Here is a 24,312-nt window from a genome sequence, read left to right as displayed (position 1 = left end):
CCGGTTCAAACAAATCACGCCGTTAACGGAAGGTCAGCCCGCAGGGGCTGGCCTTCCGGCGTTGCTGAATAACTTGCGGCATTCACAGGGTAACCTATCCGAAACAGGCAAAACAGGCGATTATTACCTTATTTTCCATCATGGCATAAACGTAAAGGTGAAGTCCGACATGTCGAACAAACGAAGCGGCCGATATCCATTCGTTAAAATGCAGAACGGCAATGAAAATTTTAGCGAAGCGGGTGTGTCCGAAAATCTGGATACGAACGAGTCCGCATTAAGGATCATATTTGCAAACTGCTCAGATTTTACGGTGCGGAGATTTCTGGCCTTCGATTCCATCACCTGTATGGCCGTATTTCTTGAAGTGCTTGTCGACGATCAAGTGTGGGGCGAAGAACTGCTCGCTCCTCTTATGAAAGAAGAGCCGGTTCAGTTGGACCGGCATGCGAATCTTGTTGATTTGGTTACATATAAATTGCCTTCCATCATACAGCTGAGTAAGATAGAAAATTTGAATGAAGCGGTGCTGCGCATCTCCAAGGGACAAGTCGTTTTATTTATTGAATCTTCCAAACAGGCGATTGCGTTCCAAATCAAAGACAACCTGAAACGGCAACTGGAGGAGCCGAGCACGGAGGCGGTCATCCGCGGTCCGCGAATCGGTTTTATCGAGCAGCTCGAAGTCAATATGGCATTGCTTCGGCATCAAATCCAATCGCCTCGGCTCAAGATGGTGAAGATGGCGGTAGGGAACATATCGCGCACGGATGTGACGGTCGCCTACATAGAGAATATGGCGGCGCAAGACGTAATTGACGAGGTGAAAAGAAGGCTCTCTTCAATCGAGATCGACAGCGTGTTGGAGACCGGTTACATTGAAGAGACGATTAGTGACCATCCTCACTCCCCTTTCCCGCTTATTCAGACAACGCAGCGTCCCGATACGGTTGCGGCTGCACTTCTTGAAGGCAAAGTTGCGATCCTCGTGAACGGGTCGCCGATGGTGCTCGTTGCGCCTATTACGATTTGGTACGGATTTCAAAGCGTGGAGGATTACTATATTAGCTTTATTTTCGCTACGATGCTTCGATGGCTGCGGTATTTATTCACCTTTATCGCGCTGGCTTTGCCGTCCCTGTATGTTGCGGTGACCACGTTTCATCAGGAGATGATCCCCACCCCCTTGGCTTTGAGCTTGGCGGCGGCGAGGGAAGTCGTTCCGTTTCCGGCGATGCTGGAAACGTTGATCATGGAAGTCACCTTCGAAGCGCTGCGCGAGGCGGGAGTCCGGCTCCCCCGTCCGGTGGGGCAGACAATCAGCATCGTAGGAGCGCTCGTTATCGGACAAGCCGCGGTCCAGGCCGGCATTATATCGGCGCCTATTATCATTGTCGTTTCGTTGACGGGAATCGCATCCTTCCTCATTCCCAATCCGAGCATGAGCTTGGCCGTCAGCATATTGCGGTTTCCGATGGTCATAGCAGCCGGAATGTTCGGCTTGTACGGCGTCGGCGCAGCTATGCTGGCCATCTTGATTCATCTGACGAGCATGAGCTCCTTCGGCGTTCCTTATTTGTCGCCGATTGCGCCGTTCGACATAGCCGGAATACGGGACGTATTGATTAGAGCCCCTTGGAAAGCAATGAAAAAACGGCAGCAATACATGCGGCAAAAATTGGAGCTGGACAAAAAATGAGATCGAACAGGAAAGTTTTCGCTTGCACGTCGCTTATCTTATGCCTTGGACTGTTCACGGGCTGCTGGGACCGCATAGAGCTCGACGATCTGGCGTTGGTCATGGCAAGCGGTATCGATCTTGCGGAAGACGGGCAGATCGAGGCAACGCTGCAGATCGCTCTTCCGACCGGAATTCCAAGCGCATTGCAAACCGGCGCGAAAGGGGCGCGGCCTGTGTTGGTTGTTTCGGCCAAAGGTAAAGACGGGATGGATGCGCTCGGGCGGCTGCAGATGCAATTGTCGCGAAAAATATTTCTCGGTCACCGGGGCATCGTCGTGTTCGGAGAAAAGTATGCAAGACAAGGTCTCGATACTGTGTTGAGCGCCCTGCTCCGCTCACCGGACAGCCGCTACAACAGCTACGTATTGACAGCTTACGGGACGACGGCGAAAGAAATATTGAACACGCCGTACCAGCTGGAACAAATTCCGGCGATCGGCTTGAACAAAATCCAATTCGGAGAAGTGAGTTTGTCATTCAAGATCGACGAATTTTTGAATGCCGTCGGTTCATCCGGTTCGGCGCCGATTACCGGTGCGGTACGGATCATTAAGACCGGTTCGGGCCAACGGACGTTTACGATCGATAAGGCTGCCGTTTATCGGGAGAACAAGCTGGTCGGATTTTTGTCAGACAAGGAATTGAATGCGAAGCGGTGGTGGCATGGGGAAGCAGCCGGCATGAGGCTGACCGTGAAAGTGGAACCGAAAACCAAAGAATTCAACGGTACAGTCACCGCCGATATTTTGAGTGGAACAAAGATGGTTCGCACAACGATCAAGAACGGAAGGCCGGAAGCGTCGATAGCGTTAAAAGCCACGGTTACGGTGATGGGGAATAATACGAAGCTTGATATTAGCAAAGTAAAAAATATGAAGCGCGTCGAAAAAAAGTTGGAAGAGGATGTGCGGAAGCTGTTCGAAGACACCATCTCCCGCTCCCAAAAGTGGAAAGCGGATATTTTCAGCTTCGGCCGGGAAGTTCATATTGAGCACCCCCTTCAATGGAAGAAGCTCAAGGATCGCTGGCCGGACATCTACGCCGAGATGCCTGTCAAAGTGAAGGTTGACATTCAAATCGAACGGATGGGCAGAACGCAAGCGCCCGCCCATTTAAGACAAGAACGAATGCGATAAAGGGGGATGCGGATGAAACCGATCAAAGTGACCGGCACGCAAATGTTTTGGATGATCGCCGTCATGGATTTGGGCATGACGTTGATCATGACGCTTACCCCGACGCTGCAGGCCGCGAAACAAGACATGTGGATCTCCATCCTGGTCGCCGGAGGGATCGTATTGCTGATCACGCTGCTCGTGACGAAGCTGTCGGCTCTTTATCCTGGACAAGATTTGATTCAGTTCAGTCAAGAAATCATGGGAAAGTGGTTGGGCAAAGCGATCCTCGTCGTTTATTTTGTCCAGTGGTATACGATCATCCCGATTGTGCTTCGCCAATTCAGCGATCTCGTGCAAATCATGCTGCTTCAGCAGACGCCGAAGCTGGCGGTCATCATCATCATGGTGTTGTTAATCGTGTATGCGACTTATGCGGGGGGGATCGAAGGGATCGCCCGCTGCAGCGAGGTTCTTGGGCCGATCATCTTGTTGATGATTATTCTTGTTATCATTGCCAGTATTAAGGATGTGGATTTGAAAAACGTGCTGCCGATTTATGTAGACAGCGGGTTCGCGGGCATCGTCTACGGAGCGCTCGCGCCGGCTTCCTATCTTGGGCATTCCGTCGAATATCTCATGCTCGCGGCGTTCCTTCATCAGCCGATGAAGGGAGCGCCGTACGCTTATCGGGCTGTGATTGTCGCCACCCTGTTTGTTTTGGCGGCCGGAGTGATGACCGTTTTCACCGTAGGAGTCACTCTGACTCCCAAGATGTGGTACCCGTTTTTCGAGATGTCCAGGAAAATATCTTTATTCGGTTTCCTTGAAAATTTCGATGCGATTACGATCGTTGTATGGGTATCCAGCGTCTTCATAAAATTGGCCATTTATATGTTTATCACCTGTTACGGGACCGCGAAATTTTTGCACGTGAAAAATTGGAGGGTCATGCTTTGGTTCGTCGCTCCTGTTGTGACGGTGTTTGCGATGGTTCCGCGCAACGTCTCCGAGGCGATTTCCCACTATTTGCTCAATTATTGGGTTCCGATCGCTCTGAACGTGAATATGATCGCATTGCCGTTTCTGCTGCTCGTCGTTGCAAAGCTGAGGCGGAGGAAACGCCAAGCCGGTCAGTATACAAAGTGATCGTTGCCGTTGAATAGCAACACATTTATGGGGAAATATTACATTGTAGTTTCCTGCGATTGGAAAAATGCGAGGTGACGGAAGGGATATGATGAAATATTTCAGGCGGAACCGGTTGATTCTTCGATCGTTCCAAGAGATATCGTTCGAAGAGACAATGCAAAGAAAGATGAATAAGCACGTGCCGCTTTCCCGGTCTTTGCAAGAGTGCAGACAGATGTTGGAGCGCATCTTTGAGAACTGCAAAGATATCATATTCCTTCCGTGGCGTTACGGGCCGGATTTGCAGTATGAGGCGCTGACCGTTTACTGTGTGACGCTGGTTCACGACCAGGAAACGAATTATTTTAAATCCGCAATGCAGGACCTTGCTCCTCACGAGATCGGACAAGCACAATCGGATATCACTCCCGAGGTTGTGAGCGGCTTTTTCGAAAAGCATGGCGCTTCCTCCGAAACCGCGCATGTCATTGGAGATGTCAATAAAGCCGTCGTAGATATATTGTCCGGAAATGTCGTTATCTTCTTCGACCAGTGGGACAAAGCGCTGAGCTACAAAGCGAAAACGCTGCAAGAGAGACAAGTGACGGAAAACGTCATAGAGCCTGTCGTCAGAGGCCCGCACGACAGCACCGTTGAAAGTTTGAAAAAAAATATCGGGTTGATACGGACTCGGATAAAAACGCCCGATTTCAAACTGCAACTGTTGACCGGCGGGGGGGATTCGAAAAGCGAGATCGCGTACGGATATATCGAAGGCTCCGTTAATCCGGAAACGTTGACGGAATTCGAGAAACGAATTTCCCCGATAAAGCATCTGGACATACTGGAAACCTCTTATATCGAAGAATTGCTTGAAGAATCTGTGTATTCGCCGTTCTCGCAATTTCGGGTGACAGAGCGTCCGGACGCGGCGGCGGCCGCCCTCCTGGACGGCAAAATTATCGTGATGGTTTCCGGCAGTCCGAGCATACTTATTTGTCCCGGTCTTTTCTTCGAGTTCTTGCAATCTCCCGAAGACTATTACCATCGAACGGCTTTTTCCTCGGTGATTCGTCTTATAAGGTTGATTGCTTTTTTCATCACATTGCTGCTTCCGAGCATTTATATCGCCTACACCACCTTTAATCCGGAGCTCATTCCGACCGTGCTGCTGCTCGCGCTCCTCAACACGCGCGAAGGGATTCCGTTTCCGGCATTTGTAGAGGCGCTGATCATGACCTTCTTCTTCGAAATTATGACTGAAGCGGGGATACGTCTGCCGCGCCCCGTCGGCTCCGCCGTCAGCATCGTCGGAGCGCTCGTGATCGGCGAAGCGGCCATTAGCGCCGGCATCGCTTCCCCGGCAATGGTCGTTGTCGTAGCACTTACAGGCATCGCCCAATTTTCTCTCCCGCAATATAATTTTGTACTTGCTGTTCGTCTCATGCGCTATCCGTTGATGATTCTTTCCGCCACACTAGGCGGATTCGGGCTCCTGATCGGACTTCTGTTGATTTTGCTCCACATGATGTCTTTACGTTCGCTGGGACAGCCTTTTGTGGCGCCACTGGGACCGGCCCGCCCGCGGCAATTGCGCGATGTGTTCATGCGCGCGCCTTTGAAGTCCTTGCTTCGTTCGCCGAGAAACCGGCACAGGCATGATGTGTACGCACACAACAAGAAAGAAGGATGAATGGTGAGAACGTTCGGCGTCTGCGCATCAGCTTTTGCGATCCTTATACTCTTAACCGGATGCTGGAACAGAATGGAACTGGATAACTTTGCCTTCGTTCAGGCAACCGCGATCGATCTGGCGGACGACGACGAGAGCATCGCACTGACAATCCAGTATTACAAGCCGGTCTCCGGAACTTCGCAAGGCGGGGGGCCGCCTTCTCAAAGCTTCATCAATGTAAAAACAGAAGACGATACCGTGTTTGAAGCCGTTCGCGATATGACGATCCACTTCGGACGAAAGGCGCAATTCAGCCATATGCGCGTTCTCATTATCGGGGAACGGTTGGCCAGAAAAAGGCATGTCGGCGAGGTGCTCGATTTATTTTCACGGGATCACGAACCGCGGGCGACAGTGTTCATCATGATCGGCAAAGGCAAGGCAGCTCAATATTTGGAGAAGACCGAGCCGTTCATTGAATCGACCATAGGCCAGCAAATACGGGAGTCGGAACGAATGGCTTATCTGTTTTCGGGCAAATCGGTAAAAACGACCTTTTTGGATCTGATGCTGCAATTGAAAGGACAGACGGGCGTAGCCACAATACCGTATGTCTATTTCGATCCGAAAAATAAGCCGAAGACCTCTCCCGTTACCGCACTTGGAGTGATGAAAGAGGGGAAATTGGTTACTACGGTTTCGGCCAAAAAAATAGAAAGCCTCCTAATGGTATTGAACCAGTATAAATCAGGCGTAATCGAAGTCGTTTGTCCCGGGCAGAAAAACAAAAAAATAAAAAAGATGGATGCCGCCGAGGTTGCAGAAGTCAATACGCAAATGGCAGTGAAAATCAAGGGAGAATCCGTCGCCGTCCATGTCACGACCAAAATCGACGGATACGTCGGCGAACTTGCTTGCACTACGATTAAAACTCCCGAGGATATGGAAAAATTTAACGAAAGGGTAAAAAAGACCGTGGAGCGGGATTTAAAAAACACCGTCGCTTTCTTCCAGAAAAAGAAATTGGATGTGTTCGGAATCGGAAACAACGTTTACCGCCAAAATCCTGCTTTATGGAAACGTTTGAAGCGGGATTGGGATGAGCGGTTTGCAGAAATTCCGTTTACTTATAAGATTGAAGTGAATATCTTCAACACCGGAGCGAATCTCGGAGTGCCTGTCTCCAAATAATAAAGAGCTGCAATTCGAAGGAACGGGGTGAGGAGCATGCTCCAGAACATCTTGCTGTTGCTGATGGTATATACCGCTATCTTTCTCCATGACGGCCCGAAACTAAGAAATTCAGGAGGCAAGGAAAAGATCGCATACGGTTTGTTGATTGCATACTCACTATATATGTCCGTTATTTTCGCGCTGGAGCTGCCCTGGCCGAATGTGGACGATTTGATACATTTCGTCTTGGAACCGCCGGCGAAGCGCATTGTCGAGACGGTCAAGATGCCGGTCAAAGTACCGTCGTAACAAGTTATGTAACTACTGGAGGGAGGTGTGTTGGCGATGGCGAATAGAGCGGTAACGGTCAGTTCTTGGCAAATGGCTGCGTTATTTCTCACATTTGTGACCGGCTCGTCGATTGTCAACATACCTGCGCCTCTGACGGGGGCGGCGGAGAACGCCGCTTGGATATCGCTGTGGATTGCGAACGGACTCGGGATGCTTATGTTGTCCTGCGTACTGTATCTGCACCGGAAGTTTCCGGATATGACGCTGATCGAGTACAGCCGGCAAACGGTCGGAAGGGTATTTACGGTTGTCATTGCCGTCCCGTTCTTTCTGATGACCTTTGTCATGTTGGCCGATATTGTAGGAGACATAGGCAATTTTTTCAGAAGCACGATGATGCGGGAAACGCCCACTTATGTTTTTCACTTGCTGACGCTGTTCACTGCGGCACTCACGGTTCGTTCGGGCATCGAAGTGATGGCGAGAATGTTCACTTTTCTGCTTTTCATAATCTACATGTCCAGCACCGCAGTTATCCTATTGACTCTGCCTTCCTACCGTGCGGAGCATCTGCTGCCGCTGTTTCCGCACGGCTTCGAGCCGGTGCTGCACGGCGCATACATGGCCTGGGGATTTCCTTATGCGGAGATTGTCATCTTTTCCATGATTCTTCCGTTTGTCCGCAAGGACCGGGAGCCGTTGGGCAAATTTATGTTTGCGGCGCTTTTCATCAACGGGCTCGCGCTCACGCTGGCGATCGTATGCACGATTATGGCGCTCGGTCCGATGTCCGCGAATATCAAATATTCCTTGTTTACGCTTGCCCGGTTGATAGAAGTCGCGGAAATTATTGAACGGATCGAAGCGATCACCGGCATCGCATTGATTACCGGCTCGTACATGAAAGCGACCATTGTGTTGTTCGCGATCAATTTGGGCGTTTCCCGATTGCTCCGGCTGCAGGACGAGCGGATTTTGATTTTTCCGATAGCGTTTGTGGCGTTGATGCTCTCGTTAACCATGTTTAAGAACGAATTGGAAGTGATGGAGCATGTTGGCGTCGTCTGGCCTTTATTTATTACGGTGGCCGGCGTCGTTCCCTTCTTGGCGGTGACGATTGCGGCAGCGTTCAAATCCGATCGAAAGGGAAGCGAAACGAATGTATTGGAGTGAATCAAATTACCTGCGCAAGAATATAATCAGCGGTGCGGATCGCCAAAGCGACGGTAGTCAACGTCGGATTGGCCGCCCCGGTAAGCGACACGACGCTGTTATCGGCAACAAAGAGCCCCGGCACGCCATGGATTTGTCCGTACCGGTTGGTGGCGGAAGTCGCCGGATCGTCGCCCATGCGGCACGTTCCCGCCTCGTGATTGTCCATTCCTGGCGGCAAGAGGCAAGGGGGTTCATAAAATTCGAGCCCCATCGCAGCGGCTGAGGATCGGATGGAGTCGGTCAACTCGCGGATAACGGCTTCATCCCGGGAGGTGTATGAAAATCGCACCTTTAATTGAGGCACTCCGTACGGATCGATGTTGCCCGGGTCTAGGCTCACTTGGTTTTCATATCGCGGTTCGATCGTTGCCAAGCCGAAATACGCGAGCCGCAGTTCGTTCAGAAGCCTTCTTTCTTCGTAATGGTACCACCAGTATTCCAACGGATCCGTCCCCACCACGAAGAACATATAATTCCGCTCGGCCGAACTTGGAACCATGATCGCGGCGTTCCCCAATACTTCGGGGAACTGATTGCGGTCTATTTTCGCGCTTGCGATGACGGTCGGATGATTCGTCAAATATTTGCCGATCGCTTGTCCCGGAATGTTGGAGTTCAGTAAAATTCTCGGCGTTTCAAAGGTGCTCGCGGACAGGATGACCGTATTGGCTCTGACGGTGTAGGTTTTACCGTCGGGCGCCACCGCATTCACGCCCGCGGCTCTTCCTTTCTCAGTAACTACCTGCACCACACGCGTATTCACCGCCAAATCAAACGGTTGTATATGAAGAGCGTATGCCAAAAAAATGATGGAACTAAAAAAGACATTCGAATGAAGCTGCCCGTATTGGGTGACATCGAGATCGACCGCCATCGGCAAGTCTTGCGCGTCGGGAAACCCGCCGCCGAAGCGAAGCCGGTGGAGAAGCGTTTCCTGAAGCGCTGAACCGTTCGCGTATTCCCCGGTCACATTCATAATCTGTTCGGCGGCAAGATAATAGGGAACCAGCTCTTGATAAGTGATCGGCCACGATCGCATCTCTTCAGGACGGAAACGGGGAGACATCAAGTACCAATGGAGCGTTCTTCCTCCCAGCGCTCTAAATATTTTTTCCCCCGGAAACTCCGGCCATTGCATGTGTTCCACATAACGGGGATTCTCCAAATACCGGAGAAACCGTTGATAATCGAAGGTCGGCAAATTACGCGCATGAGTCGGCAATAAAAGGCCGCCGGCTTCGATCATGCCGATCCGCATGCCTTTCTTTGGCGATTGTTCGGTGATTAGCCGCCAAAGGGCAGCCCCGCCTCCCGCGCCGCTTCCTACAATAAGCACATCGTAGTCGGCCTGCGCCATCTGTTCGACCGGAGTCAAGGGAATCCACGGAACCTGCTGTTTAAGCATCTCGCTCGATCTCCTTTATATCAATTTAGAGGCGCTATTTCGATTGTTCGGCGACGGAGATATAATCGGCCGTCCGGATCGCAAGTGCGATCGTGGTCAGCGTCGGATTAGCCGGCGAAGTAAGATTCAACACGCTGTTATCGGCCACGAACAGACCGGGTACGCCGTGAATTTGCCCGTACCGGTTCGTCGCCGAAGTCGCCGGATCGTCCCCCATTCGGCACGTTCCGGATTCGTGGTTGTCCGTTCCGGGCGGGCGCAGTACGAACGGGATGTCCAGCTCCATTCCGGCTGCGGCGGTAAAGGCCAATGCTTGAGCGTGCATTTCGCGTAGAAGCGCCATATCTTTTTCGCTGAAGGAAAACTCGACGTTCAGCAATGGGACGCCGTAAGCGTCCCGCCTTACCGGGTCGAGATAGACATAGTTGGATGCGCGCGGTTCTACGACTCCGTAACAGTGAACTTCGGTACGCTCTTTGGCGCGAAGAGGCTTTTCTATAAAGTGGTAATAATAATCCGAGAAAATTTGAAGCTGATAATTTCGCTCGTCGATATCCGGAACATAGATGGCGGCAACTCCTAAAATTTCGGGAAAATCCGCCCGGTCAACGGTGCCGTACCCTTCGTATACCGGATGAAACTGCAAATATTTCCCTATCGCCTCTCCCGGGATGCCTGAATTGAGCAGTAGGCGCGGAGTTTCCCACGTGCTGCCGCAAACGACGACCGTTTTCGCGCTTATCTCATATGATCTTTTATCGGCGGTCACGACCTTGACGCCCGCGGCCCGGCCTTTTTCCGTCAATATTTGCACCGCGGGCGTATTGACGGCCAAATCGAAATGGCGGGTATTCAAGGCGTAAGCAAGAAAGTCAATAGAACTGAAGTAGACGTTCGAGTGCACTTGCCCGAATTGTGTCTGTTGAAGGTCGGTGGAGAGCGGCACGCTCGTCGCCTCCGGGTACCCGCCGGCAAGAAGCCGGTGAAGAAGTATTTCCTGCAGCGAAGAGCCTTGTGTGTATTGAGTGGTTACATTCATGATTTGTTCCGCAATCGTATAATAGGGGAGCAGCTCTTTATAAGTGATCGGCCAAGTTCTGAACGCCGGAGGCTCGAAACGCGGGGACCAACCGTACCAGATCAAAGTTCTTCCGCCTAAGCCGTATACAATCTTCGCGCCTTGAAAATCAGGCCACTCCTCCTTCTTGTGCACAGCAACCTGTCTCCAATATTCGAGCGCCTGCGGTTCGTTAAACGTCGGAATATGAAACGCATGCGTCGGCAGCAAAAGATCTCCGGCCTCGACCATTCCGATTCGCTTGCCGCTTTGCGCCCATTGCTGGCACAATCTCCAGAGAACGGCCGCGCCTCCCGCACCGCTGCCGACGATAAGCACGTCATAATCGGTTTGCGCCATAATCTCGACCGGAGTGAGCGGAATCCAGTGAAACAGCGGGGGGATTGCAGGCGGCGGGGGACATTGAACCGGGTCTTCGCCCAGCTTGCGCGCTTGCGGCAGCGGGCTGGGAAGCTTAACTTGAATATCCGCCGACAAACGGAAATCCGAGCCGGCAATATGCGGATTGAGCGAAAGGAGGTTACTTACTTCATAGTCATATCTGTTTGCAATGTTCCTAAGCGTGTCGCCATGTTCAGTAACATATACATACAATGGTAACACATCCCTTTGATCTGATTCTGGCCACATTTCAATATGAGTATATGACAGGTAATCGTGACCTATTATAAATAAAATCGAAACACCGATCATTGGCATCAAGGGGACGGGAGGTTTTTTTGTAATTCATTCCCAATTTGCCGAATAAGGATAAAATAGGCGGAGAACACTTGGTCTCTTCTATTCCGAAAGAAGGCAGGTGGAAGAGATGAATGAAATCGGAGTATTTTGGGATACGTTCAAGTTATCCATCTCGGTCAGTTTGCTTGGGGCGCTCATCGGACATTATTCCAAGAACGGTGTAGTCCAGCTCCCGATGTTTGTCATCCCCTACGAAAGATCGGACACGCTAAAAGGATTTCCCGTTTGGATCCGTTGGTTGTTAACAGCGATAGATTTTTTGAGGTTTATCGTCGGATTCAGGTCGAATGTGGAGCAGGCGAATAAAAGAACTTATTTTGAACTCGGTTTTTTTGGGGATATTCTTATTGGAATAGGTACCGGCGTATTAGCGAAAACCGCTGTCCAGCTTTCCGAAACTCAAAATGTGTATGCAGAGATAAGTGCGGCGTTTATCGCAGGGTTTGCCGGTTTATCCTATATTCGGGAACGTCAACGGAAGGACTTGGGACTGGACGGCGATTCCGGCAGTAATTCGATACTCGACCCAAGTGAAGTGGCGCAGCCGGCATCCGCGGAAAAATTCGCATCAACCGGCTGCAATGATTCTCAAAAAGAAGATAAGTGAATATAATGCATCATTGAAACCGTTCATGCTGGCCTGTAAGAGGAGGGACGCAGTTGGCACAAAAAATAAAGGTGACGGAGAAGGAGTACATGGAACTCCAAAAGCTCGCCCAAATTGTTAACGACCAATCGATGCCCGTCGCGCAGCGAAAAATTGCGAAGGCGCAGTACGAGGCAGTTCTCCGGTTGGCGAAAAACCGGCCGTTTGGCCCGCATACGTCCTCCGTCTCACTTCAACTGGTTTAAATCTATCCGATGAAGCCGGCCGAATACGCCGGTTTATTCCTTTTTACAAAAAAAGTCCCAAGTGTGAACTGAAATTATTATTATTTAGCTCTCAGCATGGCGGTCCACAAGTCGAGCGGTTCGTATCCGAGACGCCATGCGGCGATACCGGCGAGATCGTACTTCTTCGCAAGCTCGATTCTTTGGCCGATCGTTCCGATATCCTCCATCCAGAAGACGTACCGCTTGCCGTCTTTGTTGAAATCGACCCGATCGAGTCCGTGTTTCTCGTCTTTCGTCGTCGAAACTTCTGCGGATTCAAGCAGCTCCGGCACGTCTTTCATCCATATGGCGCGGTTCGAGACGAGCTTGCCCCCCGCATCCAATTCCCATACTCTGACGTAAAACGGGACGCCCAGCAGCAGCTTGGAACGAGGGATACCGTAAGAAAGATATTCTTGGACTCCTTCTTCGGTCCAAGTCAGTCCGGCGACAGGTCCGGGAGAGCTGCTGCCCCTGTAATATTGGTCATATGCCATAATAGCGATATAATCCACAAGTTCAGCCAATTTAGTATGATCGTACGCGGTTTTGTGGTTCCATAGAATGCTTCCTCTCGGCAGATCGATTGAGACAGTTAATCCCTTCTCGCGCGCCGCTTTGCTCAATGCAGCAACGAAGGCTGTGTAACGGTCGCGGTCCGATCCGGACATGCCTTCGAAATCGATGTTTACGCCATGCACTCCAAGCTCGCCAAGACGTTTCGTCAATGCGCCGATAAACCGTTGCTGCGCCGCAATGTCCGCCAGGAAGGCCGATGTAAGCTTTGCGTCAAACTGGTTATGCACTAACGGATGGATTTCGACCCCTTGCGATCGCAGCCATTCCGCTGTCAACGGATCGGACTCGTCCTTCAGCGTTCCCGAGGCATCCGCTAAAGAAAACCAAGTTGGCGAATCGATATCCAACCCTTGCGTTTGACTTACATGACCGACGATCGTATCGTGTTTGGCCGAACCGTTCCAAGCCAAGTACATTAATGTGCGCAAGTTGTCCCAAACGCGCAATCCGTCTAACGTAACGATCTCGCTGTTTTCCATCTTTGCGGCGAAGGACACGGCATTCTTGAATAAGTTGAAGCCGCTCAGTACGACTCCTTCTTGCATAACGCGGAAATACGGCGAGTTCGACCAAATCGTCCGTCCGTCCCACACAATGCTTGCGTTGTCGAGCTTGCTTGCGGCTTTGATCGCCGATTCAAGTCCGACGAAAGACGAAGCTTTGGCATCGTTGCGGTATACGATGTAACGATGCTCGTTCCGAAATACCGTTTCGTTGTTTTTATCCTTGTTCACGATATGGGAGTCGGCCCATTTCAACGATTCGTTCACCGCATCTTGAAGATAGGCGAACGCCCATGTTTCCATCGTTTTTTGGCCTTGATACACCTGATACCGTTTCGGGCCTTGCCGCAGTTCCTGTTTTTTCTCCTGAGAAATGTTATCCCACACCCAACGGTTGTTGGACTTGTCGATAATGTGCGCGTTTCCCCATCTTTTCCCTTCGGCTTTCGCTTTCTCAAGCGTTGGAAATTGCCAGCCCGGCAGCGTCTTGTCTCCTTGGTATAACGTGAAACCGGGATGCTCGGGGTAATTGTCCCAAACCCAGCCTCCCGAGGATAATTCACGGACGCTGGCGTTCGCCCATTTCTTCGCTTCGGCTGCCGCCGCTTTCAGTGTTTGGAATTCCCATTCCGGCTTGCTTGCGTCCTTTTGGTACACCTTATACTTCGGAAAGTTATCCCACACCAAGCTCCGCGTGCCGATTTGTTCTACATAAGCATGATTGAATGATTTCGCGTATTGAACCGCTTTCGATTGGTCGGAAAACTCCATCAGCGCTTTATCGTTCTGGTACACCCGGTATTTCGACGTTCGATCCGCCGCGGCTTCGGCGGTTCCCGGCGCAGCGGCTCCGATAAGCAGCGAGCACAGGATCGTGAGCTTCGCCGCATGTTTCCATTTCCGCAATTCTCGTATCCTCCCATTTATGTACTAGAGTCTATCGACTCTCTTAAACTAGTACGAGAGGAACATGGTATTTGTTGCGGTGTTTTGTCATAAAACTAATTAAATCAAGAAAAAGAGGCCGTCCCTCAGCAGCTGCTAACTACTTTGGGACAACCCCGCCAGTTTCTTCACTTCACAACGGCGATGATCTCATTCTCCAATCGAAAGGCGATGGAGTCGCGATACGCTTGTTTTCCATACTCCTTCCAGAGATACCGGCTGACCGCCTCCGCCAGGTTCGCTTCGATGAGAACTTGTTCTCTGCCTGCGGCGACGATTTCCGCCGAAAAACCGGTCTCGTCGTCGTAAATGAGCTCCACGCTGACATCTTGCGGGCGGATGCTCTTGCGTTCGGCGATATGAAGACAAATCGCGTTCACGAGTTCCGCTTCGGAAAGGATCATCAGCGATAACGTCTCCGATCGGCCCGGTTTCGATCCGAGAAGTATGCGATGACTTTACGGATCAGGACGAATAATACGTACAACGCGAACAGGTTGATCGCGAGTCCGAGAATGCTTCCCAAGAAGCCCATGTTTGCGAACAAACTGCCGAACAATAATCCGGCCAAGCCCCCGATGAACAATCCGCGCATCAGTCCTCCGCCTAACGAAGTTCGAGCGGGTCCGGCAGTGCCGGGCTTCGTCGCAGCTGCTCCATTATTCACCTGATCGGCACGCTGCGGCTGCTGCTTCGTTACGTCGTTCTTCGGAGCTTCCGGCGTATATGACCGCGACGGCGAACGGTAACGAGGTTTCGCATCGGCCGCGTCCATAAGCGGAGCCGCCGTCCCGAATAACAATCCGATTGCCAAGAATGCTGCTAATGTTTTCTTCCACATCTGAGTGGTACCTCCTTTCGGCTTATTACTATACGTATAATGTAGGCGCCGGTTTCCGATTGTACCCCAAGGTGGTACAATAAGCAAAACAGAGCAGAGAGGCAACCGAAGGTTGTCCGCGATAATGAATAAACTGGAGCAGGGAGGAATAGCGGTTGGCTTCTCGTTACCCCCAAGCGTACGTCGATTACCTAGTGCATTTTCACGGCGACCGCGATTATTTCGAATGTCACGAATTGCTTGAACAATATTGGAAGGAACATCCGAATTCCGTCTATCGGGTGACGTGGGTCGGACTCATACAGGCGGCTGTGGGCATGTACCACTATCGCCGAGGCAATATACCGGGCGCTGTTAAAAGTCTTACCAATTCGCTGCGCAACTGCGACAAGGGACATCTGCGCGACCTTGGAATCGAAGCCGGCCTGTGGCTTGAACGGCTGGAAGGCGTCCGTGCCAAGCTTCAAGCTTCTCCTTCCGCTTCTTATCAAGATATCGATATTCCGCTTGCCGATGCTCAGTTGGTCGAAAGATGCGAAAGACGCTGCGCGGAATTGGGATTCCGGTGGTGCGGTCCGAGCGAATTGGATCGCGATGAGCTCGTTCACAGACACACGCTGCGGGATCGCACCGACGTCATTGCCGAACGCCTGAAGGCATTGGAGCTGCGGAGCGGCGGTCGGTGAGGCCGACGTTCATGCCGTAGATTTGGTTGTCGCTTGTCAGTGCGAACGATCTGCGGTCTTCCCGGTAATCGATCCGCAGCTTTTCTTCAAAGAATACTTCATGTCTGCTGAGGTAATATATCGGTGTATCGGTGTTGCTCTGCGCACGGACCATTTCATCTCCTTGTATTTCGCCGTCCGCTATCCACAATGCCGCTACTCCAGACACCGCACAGCCGCATCCTTCCGAATCATATACGAGCACGATGCGCTCCGAATTGACAAGTTTTTTGCTCTGCAGCTGTTTTTCGGCAGATTGTGAAAGTTCTATGAGCATCAAACTATACACCTTTTTCGTTGATTAGAGTTTTCTCAGTATTGTATCATAAGATGAAGTGTTTGAAGAGGAGCGTGTTCATATAAATGTCGGCGGTCGAGGCGAAATTGAAAGCGTATTTGGATTTGGTCAAGAAAATGAAGAGCTACGAAGAAGCGCTGGGCGTTCTTTATTGGGATTTGCGGACAGGCGCTCCGAAGAAGGGCGCTGCCGCCCGGTCGGAAGCGATCGGCGTGTTGTCCGCCGAATTGTTTAAGCTCGGCACGTCGGATGAGATGGGCGCTTTGCTTAACGAATTGAACGAACCTTCCGTGTTCGGCGGACTTTCCAAAATTCATCGGCGGAGTTTGGAAGAAAGCAAGAAGGATTACGACCGATCCAAGAAAATTCCGCCGGAGTTGTATCAGGAATATGTCGTGTTGACGTCCCAAGCGGAATCGGTATGGGAGGAAGCGAAACCGAACAACGATTTTGCGGCTTTCCGTCCGTACTTGGAAAAAATTGTGGATTACACCAAACGTTTTGTCGAGCTTTGGGGCTACGAAACGAACAAGTACGACACGCTCTTGGACGCTTATGAACCCGGGATGACTGTGGCAAAGCTTGACGTCGTCTTCGGAGAGCTTCGCGCCAAGCTCGTTCCTCTGGTCGCCGCGGTTGCAGAGAAGGAACAGATCGAAACTTCGTTTATGTACCGTCCGGTATCGATCGATAAGCAAAAGAAGTACAGCGAGTATATCTTAAAGCAAATCGGTTACGACTTCGCGGCCGGACGCCTCGACACAACCTCGCATCCGTTTGCCGCAGGCCTCAATCCGGGCGACGTGCGTGTGACGACCCGTTACATAGAAGACGACTTGAAATATTCGCTGTTTTCTACGATTCATGAAGGCGGTCATGCGCTGTACGAGCAGAACATCTCGGAGGAGCTGTTGGGCACGAATTTGTGTACCGGCACCTCGATGGGCATTCACGAATCGCAATCCCGCCTATGGGAAAACATGATCGGCCGCAGCTATTCGTTCTGGGAGCATCAATACGGCTCCTTGCAGAACATGCTGCCTGAATTTGCGGACGTCGCGCTCGAACAATTTTATCTTGCGGTGAATGAAGTGAAGCCTTCGCTCATACGTACGGAGTCGGACGAATTAACTTATAACCTGCACATAATGATCCGTTACGAGTTGGAGAAGCAATTGATCAACGACCAACTGAAGGTTGCCGACTTGCCTGAGGTTTGGAACGAGAAATACAAAGAGTATCTCGGTATCGTGCCGCCGGACGACGCCCAAGGCGTCCTGCAGGACGTTCACTGGGCCGGAGGCGGGTTCGGCTATTTCCCGTCGTATTCACTTGGCAACATGTACGCCGCGCAAATGATGCATGCGATGAAGCGGGCCCTTCCGGAATTCGACGAATATGTCGCTAAAGGCGATTTCATACCGATTAAGGATTGGTTGACGGAGAAAATATACCGCCACGGCAAAGTGTTGAATCCTGCGGAAGTGATTTGCAACGTCGCCGGCGAGGATTTGGACCCGTCGTATTTGACCGCTTATTTGGAAGCGAAGTATACAGAGATCTATAAGCTGTAATATTACGCCCGCCGGCACAGTCCGGCGGGTTTTTCATTAAAGTGTGAAAGATAGGCAGCCGCACAAACTTCCCGGTTACCGGGACATGAGCACAACCGCAGTGCATATGTCCGTAATAGGATATAGAGAATTCTCGCGAAAGGGGGAACTCGAACATGACAGCAGTTGGTGGCGGCGTATTTACGTCTACCGGCGCAATATTGGTTCTCTTCATTCTGTTGGTAATCATTACGCGTACGGTACTTTTCGGAGTGTAACGCTATCGTCCCGGGGTGCTCATCCCCGGTGCTTTACATAAGAAAGCATATGGTTGAAGTTTATTTTCCAAATAGGGTACGATGAGTGGTGGAGGTCGGTCGTACTCTATGGGCATTCGAGTGATCAAAACCGCTCTTGCGGCGGTATTAGCCATTTACGCAGCCGGCGCGCTGCAGCTTGAGTTTGCGTTATCCGCGGGCTTGCTCGCGATTCTCGGCGTGGACGTGACCCGTAAGAAAAGCCTGCTCAACGCCTTTGTCCGCATCATGGCGTCGGTCGTAGGGTTGTTGTTCGCGATATTCATCTTTTATTTGTTCGGTTTTCATATTTGGGTCGTTGCGCTTTACATAATTATTGCTTATCCGGTGTTGGCGCGAGTCAATTTGAAAGACGGGATCGTGACGAGCTCCGTTATCATGCTGCACGTTTTTTCCGAAAAGTCGCTTGGCGCGGATACGATTGTGAATGAAATCGCGCTGCTTTTATTAGGACTCGGTTCGGCAACGGTGTTAAATCTAATCTATATGCCGAGCTGGGAAGGACATATCCGGAAGCAGAGAACCAGGACGGAAGAAGCGATGTCCCGAATCTTTATGGAGATCGCCAAACACCTTCGCGATCCTGCTTACGTATGGGACGGACAGCAGCTTATCGAAGCGGAGAAAGCGATCGAAGAGGGAAAGACGCTTGCGGAGCGCGCCTCCGACAACGCAATCTTCGTCGCGGATAACCGGTGGTTGAAGTATTTCTCCATGCGCGAACGCCAGATGGAGGCGATCCAGCGCATGTTGGTGCTGCTTGCGAGAGTATATGAGAAATTGCCATACGGGCAAATGACCGCCGAGTTATTCGAAGAGCTCAGCGGTGACGTGAAAAACGAATATTATACGGGAGCCGTGGAAGCGCACTTGATGGAGTTGGAGAGGGAATTTAAAAATATGCCGCTGCCGTCCACCAGAGAAGAATTCGAGACGAGATCGGCGATTCTTCAAATCTGCCTTGACTTGGGGCACTACATGTCCATTGCAAAACAAGAGAAAAAGAAACGAATCACAGAAAAGAAAGTATCACAATAGACGAATGTCCTGCATACAATTGAAATGAATGATTGTATGGAGGAGGTTGCAATATGATTGCAGAAGATAAAGATTTGCAATGCCGAGAGATTATGACGAAAGCTGTGTGCGGCAAAGGTCGTAAGTTCTCTCAAGTGACTCATACCGTAACTCCGCCAAACCTTCCCACGAGCATCTTGGGGGCATGGATCATCAACCACCAATATGAAGCGGTTCGGTCCGGCGACGGCGTAGAAGTTGTAGGCACGTATGATATTAACATCTGGTATTCGTACGACCGCAACTCCAAGACTGACGTAGCGAAAGAAACGGTTTCCTATGTGGAGCTCGTTCCTCTCTCCAACGTCGATCCGAAACACCGCGCTTCGACGGAAGAGGTTTACGCCGAAGCGACGCAAGAGCCCAACTGCGTGGAGGCGAACATCACTTCGTCCGGCTCCGGCGTTCACATCCGTGTAGAGCGCGAGTTCGAGGTGGAGATGATTGCGGAGACGAAAGTATGCGTCGTTGTATGCGCAGGCGGTTGTGATGATTTTGGCGATAAAACCGTTGACTTCGTCGGTGGAGACGACGATTACGACGATCTTGACGCCGATCTGATCGAAGACGATCTCGAAGACGACTTGTGATTAATGGGCACCGCTGCCCGCATTCATTGGGAACTCCCCGTACTTACTGCAAGAGATCCGGCACATCGGCATCGCGGCTGCTCAGCCTGATCTCGAATGGAAAACTTCCTTCCCGCCGGTCTTGATTTTCCGGATCACCGCGAAGGGGGTTCTTCCTATATGTTATGTCGGCCGGGTGAATGGGGAGAGGGCGGATGCCCTCTTTGTTTTTCAGTTTTTCTTAAGACGGAAATACGGTTTGTCCATCACTATAAGCGGTCCGTTGCGGGAGTGGAACGGCGATGAACGTATATATGCTGCATGCGGGCCAACCTGAAGCGGAACGTTTGATCGACCGGCTCAACGTGCGCTCCGGGCGAAGTCTTCCGGCTCGATTGTCCGGGCAAGAGACTTACTATGTGATCCGCTGGCCAGACGATCGCGGACGGATCGCGGAAAGCGGCGTGCAAGACGCACCGATGCCGCCCGGAACCCGCATGCTTCAATCGGCCTCCGCCGTCCGCCGCGCGCTCGACAAGAGGCTTAGGCAAGCCGATTGGATCCGCAACGGGGTGAATGTGTTCCATAGCGATTCTTCTTTGACGCCCGGCATCCATCGGCGGCTCGTCGTGCCTGTATTTCAATTGGAAGCGCTTGGGGTGTATTCGATCGGAGGGGCGGCAGGACCGATCGGCCGGATGCCGTTCAAGACAGCGCATTCAACATGGACGCCCGTTCCGTCTGCGCGTTCGGTTGCCGTCCGCCGCGCCGAACGCGAAGCCATAAAGGCCGTTTATGCGCTCGGTTTGGACTACGGAACCGTAACGATAGTTTCGGACCGCAACGGAGTGCCGGCGGTAGAGAGCCTCGACCCGTTGCCTCCGAAGGAAGACATATTTCTCGAGCGGTTTGCCGATGCGATTCGCCGGTTTCAAGAAGAGCACGATAAGGAAAAGCGCCGAACGGATCCGGTCATGCTCGGCATGGATCCGGAGTTTGTGCTGCGCCGTCCCGGTCCGGACGGAAAAATCGTATTGGCATCCAGATTTCTGGAGCGAAGAGGCGCTGCCGGCTGCGACAGCGTCCGCATCGGAGACCGGTTGCTTTATCCGCTTGCGGAGCTTCGGCCGGCGCCTGCGGCGGAGCCGAGGGAGCTGTTCCGCAACTTGTACGCCGCAATGTTGCTTGCCGCGGACAAGATCAACGACGACAGCCTCGAGTGGCTGGCCGGCGGGATGCCCGCCCAAGGTCTTGCTCTCGGCGGGCACATTCACGTGAGCGGCGCTTGGCTGCACACCGATTTGCTCCGCGTCATGGACAATTACTTGGCGCTGCCGCTCGTGTTGATCGAAGACGCCACAACGAAAAACCGGCGCCCGCGCTACGGCGCGCTAGGAGATTTCCGCCGCCAATTTCACGGCGGCTTTGAATACAGGACGCTGCCTTCGTGGATCGTGTCGCCGGTTCTCGCCATGGGCGTGCTCGCCCTTGCGCGAATCGTCTGCGATCACTACCGCGAGCTCGGGCAGCGTCCGCTTGAGCGATCGGACATGCAAGAGGCTTACTATAAAGGTAATAAAGAAAAGATAAAACCGGTCGTGGCCGAATTGTGGAACGACGTGGAACGAACGGAAGGGTATACGCGATACAGCCGCTACCTCAATAAACTGAAGCGGCTGCTGGAACGGGCGGAGCCGTGGAACGAACAACTGGACATGAGAATATCTTGGAAATTGCCGCCTTATCGCGATTAGTTTCAGCGGCAATGGATTTTCATGGTATAATGGAGGTCACTATTCGCACTAAAGGACGTTGACGTTCATGACCGCCAAATATACGCCGATGATGGAGCAGTACTTGTCCGTCAAAGCTCAAGCGCAGGATGCTTTTTTGTTTTTTCGGCTGGGAGATTTCTATGAAATGTTTTTCGAAGACGCCGTATTGGCCTCGCGCGAGCTGGAGATTACGCTAACCGGCCGCGATGCGGGGGCGGACGAGCGGGTGCCGATGTGCGGCATTCCTTATCATTCGGCCGAATCATACATAAATAGATTAATAGAGAAGGGGTACAAGGTCGCGATATGCGAGCAGGTTGAGACCCCCGCCGAAGCGAAAGGCGTCGTACGAAGGGAAATCGTGCGCGTCGTAACGCCCGGCACCGTGATGGAAGGCAAAGCGCTCCCGGAGAAAGCCAACAATTATATTGCGGCGGTTGCAGAGCGCCGCGGAAGTTTGGCTTTAGCCGTGTGCGATTTGACGACGGGCGAGCTGTATACCGCAGGTACCGGCGCTTCTTTCTCCGATTTGTTGGACGAGCTCAGCGTCTATTCCGTTAGCGAAGCTGTGGGGGCGGCTCGGCTGCTTGAACGGTTGAACGAATCGGCGCCGGACCGGGCCCGACCAGTCGCGTTAACGCCGCGCGAAGCGGCTGCGGAGGACGAAGCGCTGCTTCTGTCGCAATTCCCGTCGCAGCAAATCGCCGTGCTCGCTCCGGAACAAAGAGCTGCCGTCTCCTTGCTGCTTGCTTATTTGAAAGAAACGCAGAAACGATCGCTTGCGCATATCGGCGCCATACGAGTCTACGAAACGAATGCATATATGACGCTTGATCCGTTCACGCGCAAAAATTTGGAGCTGTCGGAGACGGTACGCGACAGGTCGCGGAAAGGGTCTTTGCTTTGGCTGCTCGACCGGACGGTAACCGCTTTGGGAGCCAGGCTGCTCCGAAGATGGTTAGACAAGCCGTTGATGAATGCCGATGCGATCCGCCGGCGTCTGGATGCCGTCGAGGCTCTGCACCGCAATGTGCTTCTGCGCGACGAAATCCGCGAATCGCTTAAGAGCGTGTACGATTTGGAACGGCTGGCGGGGCGCATCGCGTACGGAACCGCAAACGCGCGTGATTTAAACGCGTTGAAATCGTCGTTATCCGCTGTGCCGCAGCTTATGGAGTTGTGCGCGAACTCCGGTTCCGATGCGCTAGCGGATATTGTCCGGGATGCCGACGACTGTGCCGACGTGTACCGGATCATCGAAGACGGCATTCATCCGGAACCGTCCGTCTCCGTTCGCGAAGGAGGCATTATCCGCGACGGATACAACGAGCGTCTCGACCGGCTGCGCGAAGCGAGCGGCAACGGGAAGCGCTGGATTGCCGAGTTGGAGCAAGCGGAGCGCGAAGCGACGGGCATTAAGTCGTTAAAGATCGGTTATAACAAAGTGTTCGGTTATTACATCGAGGTGACCCGCTCAAATCTCGCGGCGGTTCCGGAAGGACGCTATGAACGGAAGCAGACGCTGGCCGCCGCCGAACGGTTCGTCACTCCCGAATTAAAAGAGAAAGAGGCGCTCATACTCGAAGCGGAAGAAAAGACGGTCGAACTCGAGTACGGTCTCTTTGTGGAAATCAGGGAGCGGATCGCGGCGGAAATTCCGCGGCTGCAGCGGCTGTCAGAACAAATTTCCGCATTGGACGCTCTACAATCGCTTGCGGTTATCGCCGCCGCCAACCGATATGTGCGGCCGGAGGTCCACGACGGATACGAGATGTTTGTCGAGGAAGGCCGGCATCCGGTTGTGGAGGCGGTTCTTGAGAGCAACACGTTCATCGCGAACGACACTTCCTTTTCCCTCGACGGCACCCGGGCGTTGCTCATCACAGGGCCGAATATGGCGGGTAAAAGCACATACATGCGTCAAGTGGCGCTCATATCGATCATGGCCCAAATCGGGAGCTTCGTGCCCGCGAAGAAAGCGGTGCTGCCGATCATCGACCGGGTGTTTACCCGAATCGGGGCGGCGGACGATCTGGCCGGAGGCCAAAGCACATTCATGGTGGAGATGCGGGACATCCAGACGATGATCGCCAAAGCGACCCCGCGCAGTCTCGTAGTGATCGATGAGTTGGGGCGCGGCACGTCGACGGGGGAAGGAATGGCCATCGCTCAGGCGGTAATCGAGCATCTGCACGAAAAGGCGCATTGCAAGACGTTGGTTTCCACTCATTATCACGAGCTGGCGCATCTCGAACAAACGCTTGAGCATCTAACCAACGCATGCATGGCCGTCAAGGAAAGCGGCGATCAAGTGACGTTCCTCCGAAAGCTGGTAAAAGGCGCCGCGGATTCCTCATACGGTATTTATTGCGCGCAGCTTGCGGGTTTGCCGGCAACGGTTATCGAACGGGCTTATGCGCTCTTATCCGAGTTCGAGGGCCGCTCGAAAGCGCGGGATACGGTCAAGAAAGCGTCCCGCGAAGCCGCCGCCGGAGTCGAACAGCTCGATTTGTTCCGCGAGTGGAAAGATCCCGAAGCGGAGAAACGGAACGCCATGGCCGTGACGATAATGGAGCTGTTGAATAACGCCGATTTGCTTAATATGACACCGCTGGATGCAATGAACATGTTGTTTGAATTGAAACGCAAAGCACAGGAGTAACGAAAGACAATATCGTATTGGAGACGAAGC

The 24,312-nt window shown here is 52.3% G+C and carries 22 protein-coding genes; 16 read left to right on the top strand and 6 right to left on the bottom strand.

What is annotated here, in order from left to right:
• The first annotated feature begins 169 nt into the window (after nt 1-169).
• The 7 genes from JET16_RS05635 (at nt 170) to JET16_RS05605 (ending at nt 8,299) form a co-directional block, all read left to right on the top strand.
• The gene (locus JET16_RS05635; RefSeq protein WP_199614767.1) at nt 170-1,699 is read left to right on the top strand and encodes a spore germination protein; all 1,530 of its coding nucleotides are present in this window, start codon (nt 170-172) and stop codon (nt 1,697-1,699) included.
• A complete protein-coding gene (locus tag JET16_RS05630) occupies nt 1,696-2,877 on the top strand; it encodes a Ger(x)C family spore germination protein (RefSeq protein WP_199614766.1) in 1,182 nt (393 codons plus the stop codon). Before JET16_RS05635 ends, JET16_RS05630 begins: the two co-directional genes overlap by 4 nt.
• A gap of 12 nt (nt 2,878-2,889) precedes the next feature.
• Entirely contained in the window at nt 2,890-4,005 is a 1,116-nt protein-coding gene (locus tag JET16_RS05625; protein WP_199614765.1) for a GerAB/ArcD/ProY family transporter, read from the top strand.
• 88 nt (nt 4,006-4,093) lie between these two features.
• Nucleotides 4,094-5,680: a spore germination protein gene (locus tag JET16_RS05620; protein WP_233531091.1), complete on the top strand. Its 1,587-nt coding sequence runs from the start codon at nt 4,094-4,096 to the stop codon at nt 5,678-5,680.
• A complete protein-coding gene (locus JET16_RS05615; protein ID WP_199614764.1) occupies nt 5,681-6,853 on the top strand; it encodes a Ger(x)C family spore germination protein in 1,173 nt (390 codons plus the stop codon).
• A 36-nt stretch (nt 6,854-6,889) separates the two neighbouring features.
• Nucleotides 6,890-7,144 (top strand): hypothetical protein, encoded by a 255-nt coding sequence (locus JET16_RS05610; protein ID WP_199614763.1) that lies wholly within the window; start codon nt 6,890-6,892, stop codon nt 7,142-7,144.
• A gap of 36 nt (nt 7,145-7,180) precedes the next feature.
• Entirely contained in the window at nt 7,181-8,299 is a 1,119-nt protein-coding gene (locus JET16_RS05605) for a GerAB/ArcD/ProY family transporter (protein ID WP_199614762.1), read from the top strand.
• Nucleotide 8,300: 1 nt separating this feature from the next.
• Here the strand turns inward: JET16_RS05605 and JET16_RS05600 are convergent, their stop codons facing one another.
• The gene (locus tag JET16_RS05600) at nt 8,301-9,746 is read right to left on the bottom strand and encodes a GMC oxidoreductase (RefSeq protein ID WP_199614761.1); all 1,446 of its coding nucleotides are present in this window, start codon (nt 9,744-9,746) and stop codon (nt 8,301-8,303) included.
• Nucleotides 9,747-9,780: 34 nt separating this feature from the next.
• Nucleotides 9,781-11,418, bottom strand: coding sequence for a GMC family oxidoreductase (locus JET16_RS05595; RefSeq protein ID WP_233531087.1), 1,638 nt, complete (start codon nt 11,416-11,418; stop codon nt 9,781-9,783).
• A gap of 214 nt (nt 11,419-11,632) precedes the next feature.
• Between JET16_RS05595 and JET16_RS05590 the strand changes: the two genes are divergently transcribed.
• Complete coding sequence (locus JET16_RS05590; protein WP_199614757.1) at nt 11,633-12,172, top strand: hypothetical protein; 540 nt, start codon at nt 11,633-11,635, stop codon at nt 12,170-12,172.
• A gap of 53 nt (nt 12,173-12,225) precedes the next feature.
• Nucleotides 12,226-12,417 (top strand): hypothetical protein, encoded by a 192-nt coding sequence (locus JET16_RS05585; RefSeq protein WP_199614755.1) that lies wholly within the window; start codon nt 12,226-12,228, stop codon nt 12,415-12,417.
• A gap of 80 nt (nt 12,418-12,497) precedes the next feature.
• Here JET16_RS05585 and JET16_RS05580 read toward each other — a convergent pair whose 3' ends face one another.
• The 3 genes from JET16_RS05580 to JET16_RS05570 all read right to left on the bottom strand — a co-directional run bounded on the left by JET16_RS05580 (nt 12,498) and on the right by JET16_RS05570 (nt 15,306).
• Nucleotides 12,498-14,426 (bottom strand): glycosyl hydrolase family 18 protein, encoded by a 1,929-nt coding sequence (locus tag JET16_RS05580; protein ID WP_199614753.1) that lies wholly within the window; start codon nt 14,424-14,426, stop codon nt 12,498-12,500.
• 167 nt (nt 14,427-14,593) lie between these two features.
• The gene (locus tag JET16_RS05575) at nt 14,594-14,869 is read right to left on the bottom strand and encodes a DUF2653 family protein (RefSeq protein ID WP_199614751.1); all 276 of its coding nucleotides are present in this window, start codon (nt 14,867-14,869) and stop codon (nt 14,594-14,596) included.
• Nucleotides 14,869-15,306: a hypothetical protein gene (locus tag JET16_RS05570; protein ID WP_199614749.1), complete on the bottom strand. Its 438-nt coding sequence runs from the start codon at nt 15,304-15,306 to the stop codon at nt 14,869-14,871. Before JET16_RS05570 ends, JET16_RS05575 begins: the two co-directional genes overlap by 1 nt.
• 155 nt (nt 15,307-15,461) lie before the next feature.
• Here JET16_RS05570 and JET16_RS05565 point away from each other — a divergent pair, with 155 nt between their 5' ends.
• Nucleotides 15,462-15,992 carry a DUF309 domain-containing protein gene (locus tag JET16_RS05565; protein WP_199614747.1) on the top strand — a complete coding sequence of 177 codons (531 nt, stop codon included), beginning with the start codon at nt 15,462-15,464 and terminating at the stop codon, nt 15,990-15,992.
• On the opposite strand, the gene JET16_RS05560 is transcribed toward JET16_RS05565, so the two are convergent.
• On the bottom strand, nt 15,943-16,308 hold the full coding sequence (locus JET16_RS05560; protein ID WP_199614746.1) for an iron-sulfur cluster biosynthesis family protein: 366 nt from the start codon (nt 16,306-16,308) through the stop codon (nt 15,943-15,945). The genes JET16_RS05565 and JET16_RS05560 overlap by 50 nt on opposite strands.
• Nucleotides 16,309-16,394: 86 nt before the next feature.
• Between JET16_RS05560 and JET16_RS05555 the strand changes: the two genes are divergently transcribed.
• From JET16_RS05555 to mutS, 6 genes are all read left to right on the top strand, one after another.
• A complete protein-coding gene (locus JET16_RS05555) occupies nt 16,395-17,903 on the top strand; it encodes a carboxypeptidase M32 (protein WP_199614745.1) in 1,509 nt (502 codons plus the stop codon).
• 155 nt (nt 17,904-18,058) lie between these two features.
• Nucleotides 18,059-18,160 carry a sporulation protein YjcZ gene (locus JET16_RS05550; RefSeq protein ID WP_199614744.1) on the top strand — a complete coding sequence of 34 codons (102 nt, stop codon included), beginning with the start codon at nt 18,059-18,061 and terminating at the stop codon, nt 18,158-18,160.
• 108 nt (nt 18,161-18,268) lie between these two features.
• Nucleotides 18,269-19,237, top strand: coding sequence for an aromatic acid exporter family protein (locus tag JET16_RS05545; RefSeq protein WP_199614743.1), 969 nt, complete (start codon nt 18,269-18,271; stop codon nt 19,235-19,237).
• 53 nt (nt 19,238-19,290) lie between these two features.
• Nucleotides 19,291-19,866, top strand: coding sequence for an outer spore coat protein CotE (locus tag JET16_RS05540; RefSeq protein ID WP_199614742.1), 576 nt, complete (start codon nt 19,291-19,293; stop codon nt 19,864-19,866).
• Nucleotides 19,867-20,147: 281 nt separating this feature from the next.
• Nucleotides 20,148-21,599: a putative amidoligase domain-containing protein gene (locus JET16_RS05535; protein ID WP_199614741.1), complete on the top strand. Its 1,452-nt coding sequence runs from the start codon at nt 20,148-20,150 to the stop codon at nt 21,597-21,599.
• 67 nt (nt 21,600-21,666) lie between these two features.
• A complete protein-coding gene (gene mutS, locus JET16_RS05530) occupies nt 21,667-24,282 on the top strand; it encodes a DNA mismatch repair protein MutS (RefSeq protein WP_199614740.1) in 2,616 nt (871 codons plus the stop codon).
• Nucleotides 24,283-24,312: the final 30 nt, after the last annotated feature.

The organism is Paenibacillus alkalitolerans (genome assembly GCF_016482785.1).
GTDB classification, from domain to species: Bacteria; Bacillota; Bacilli; order Paenibacillales; family YIM-B00363; genus Paenibacillus_AE; species Paenibacillus_AE alkalitolerans.
The sequence above is the reverse complement of the archived record's forward strand: the minus strand, read 5'-3'. Positions and strand labels throughout refer to the sequence as shown.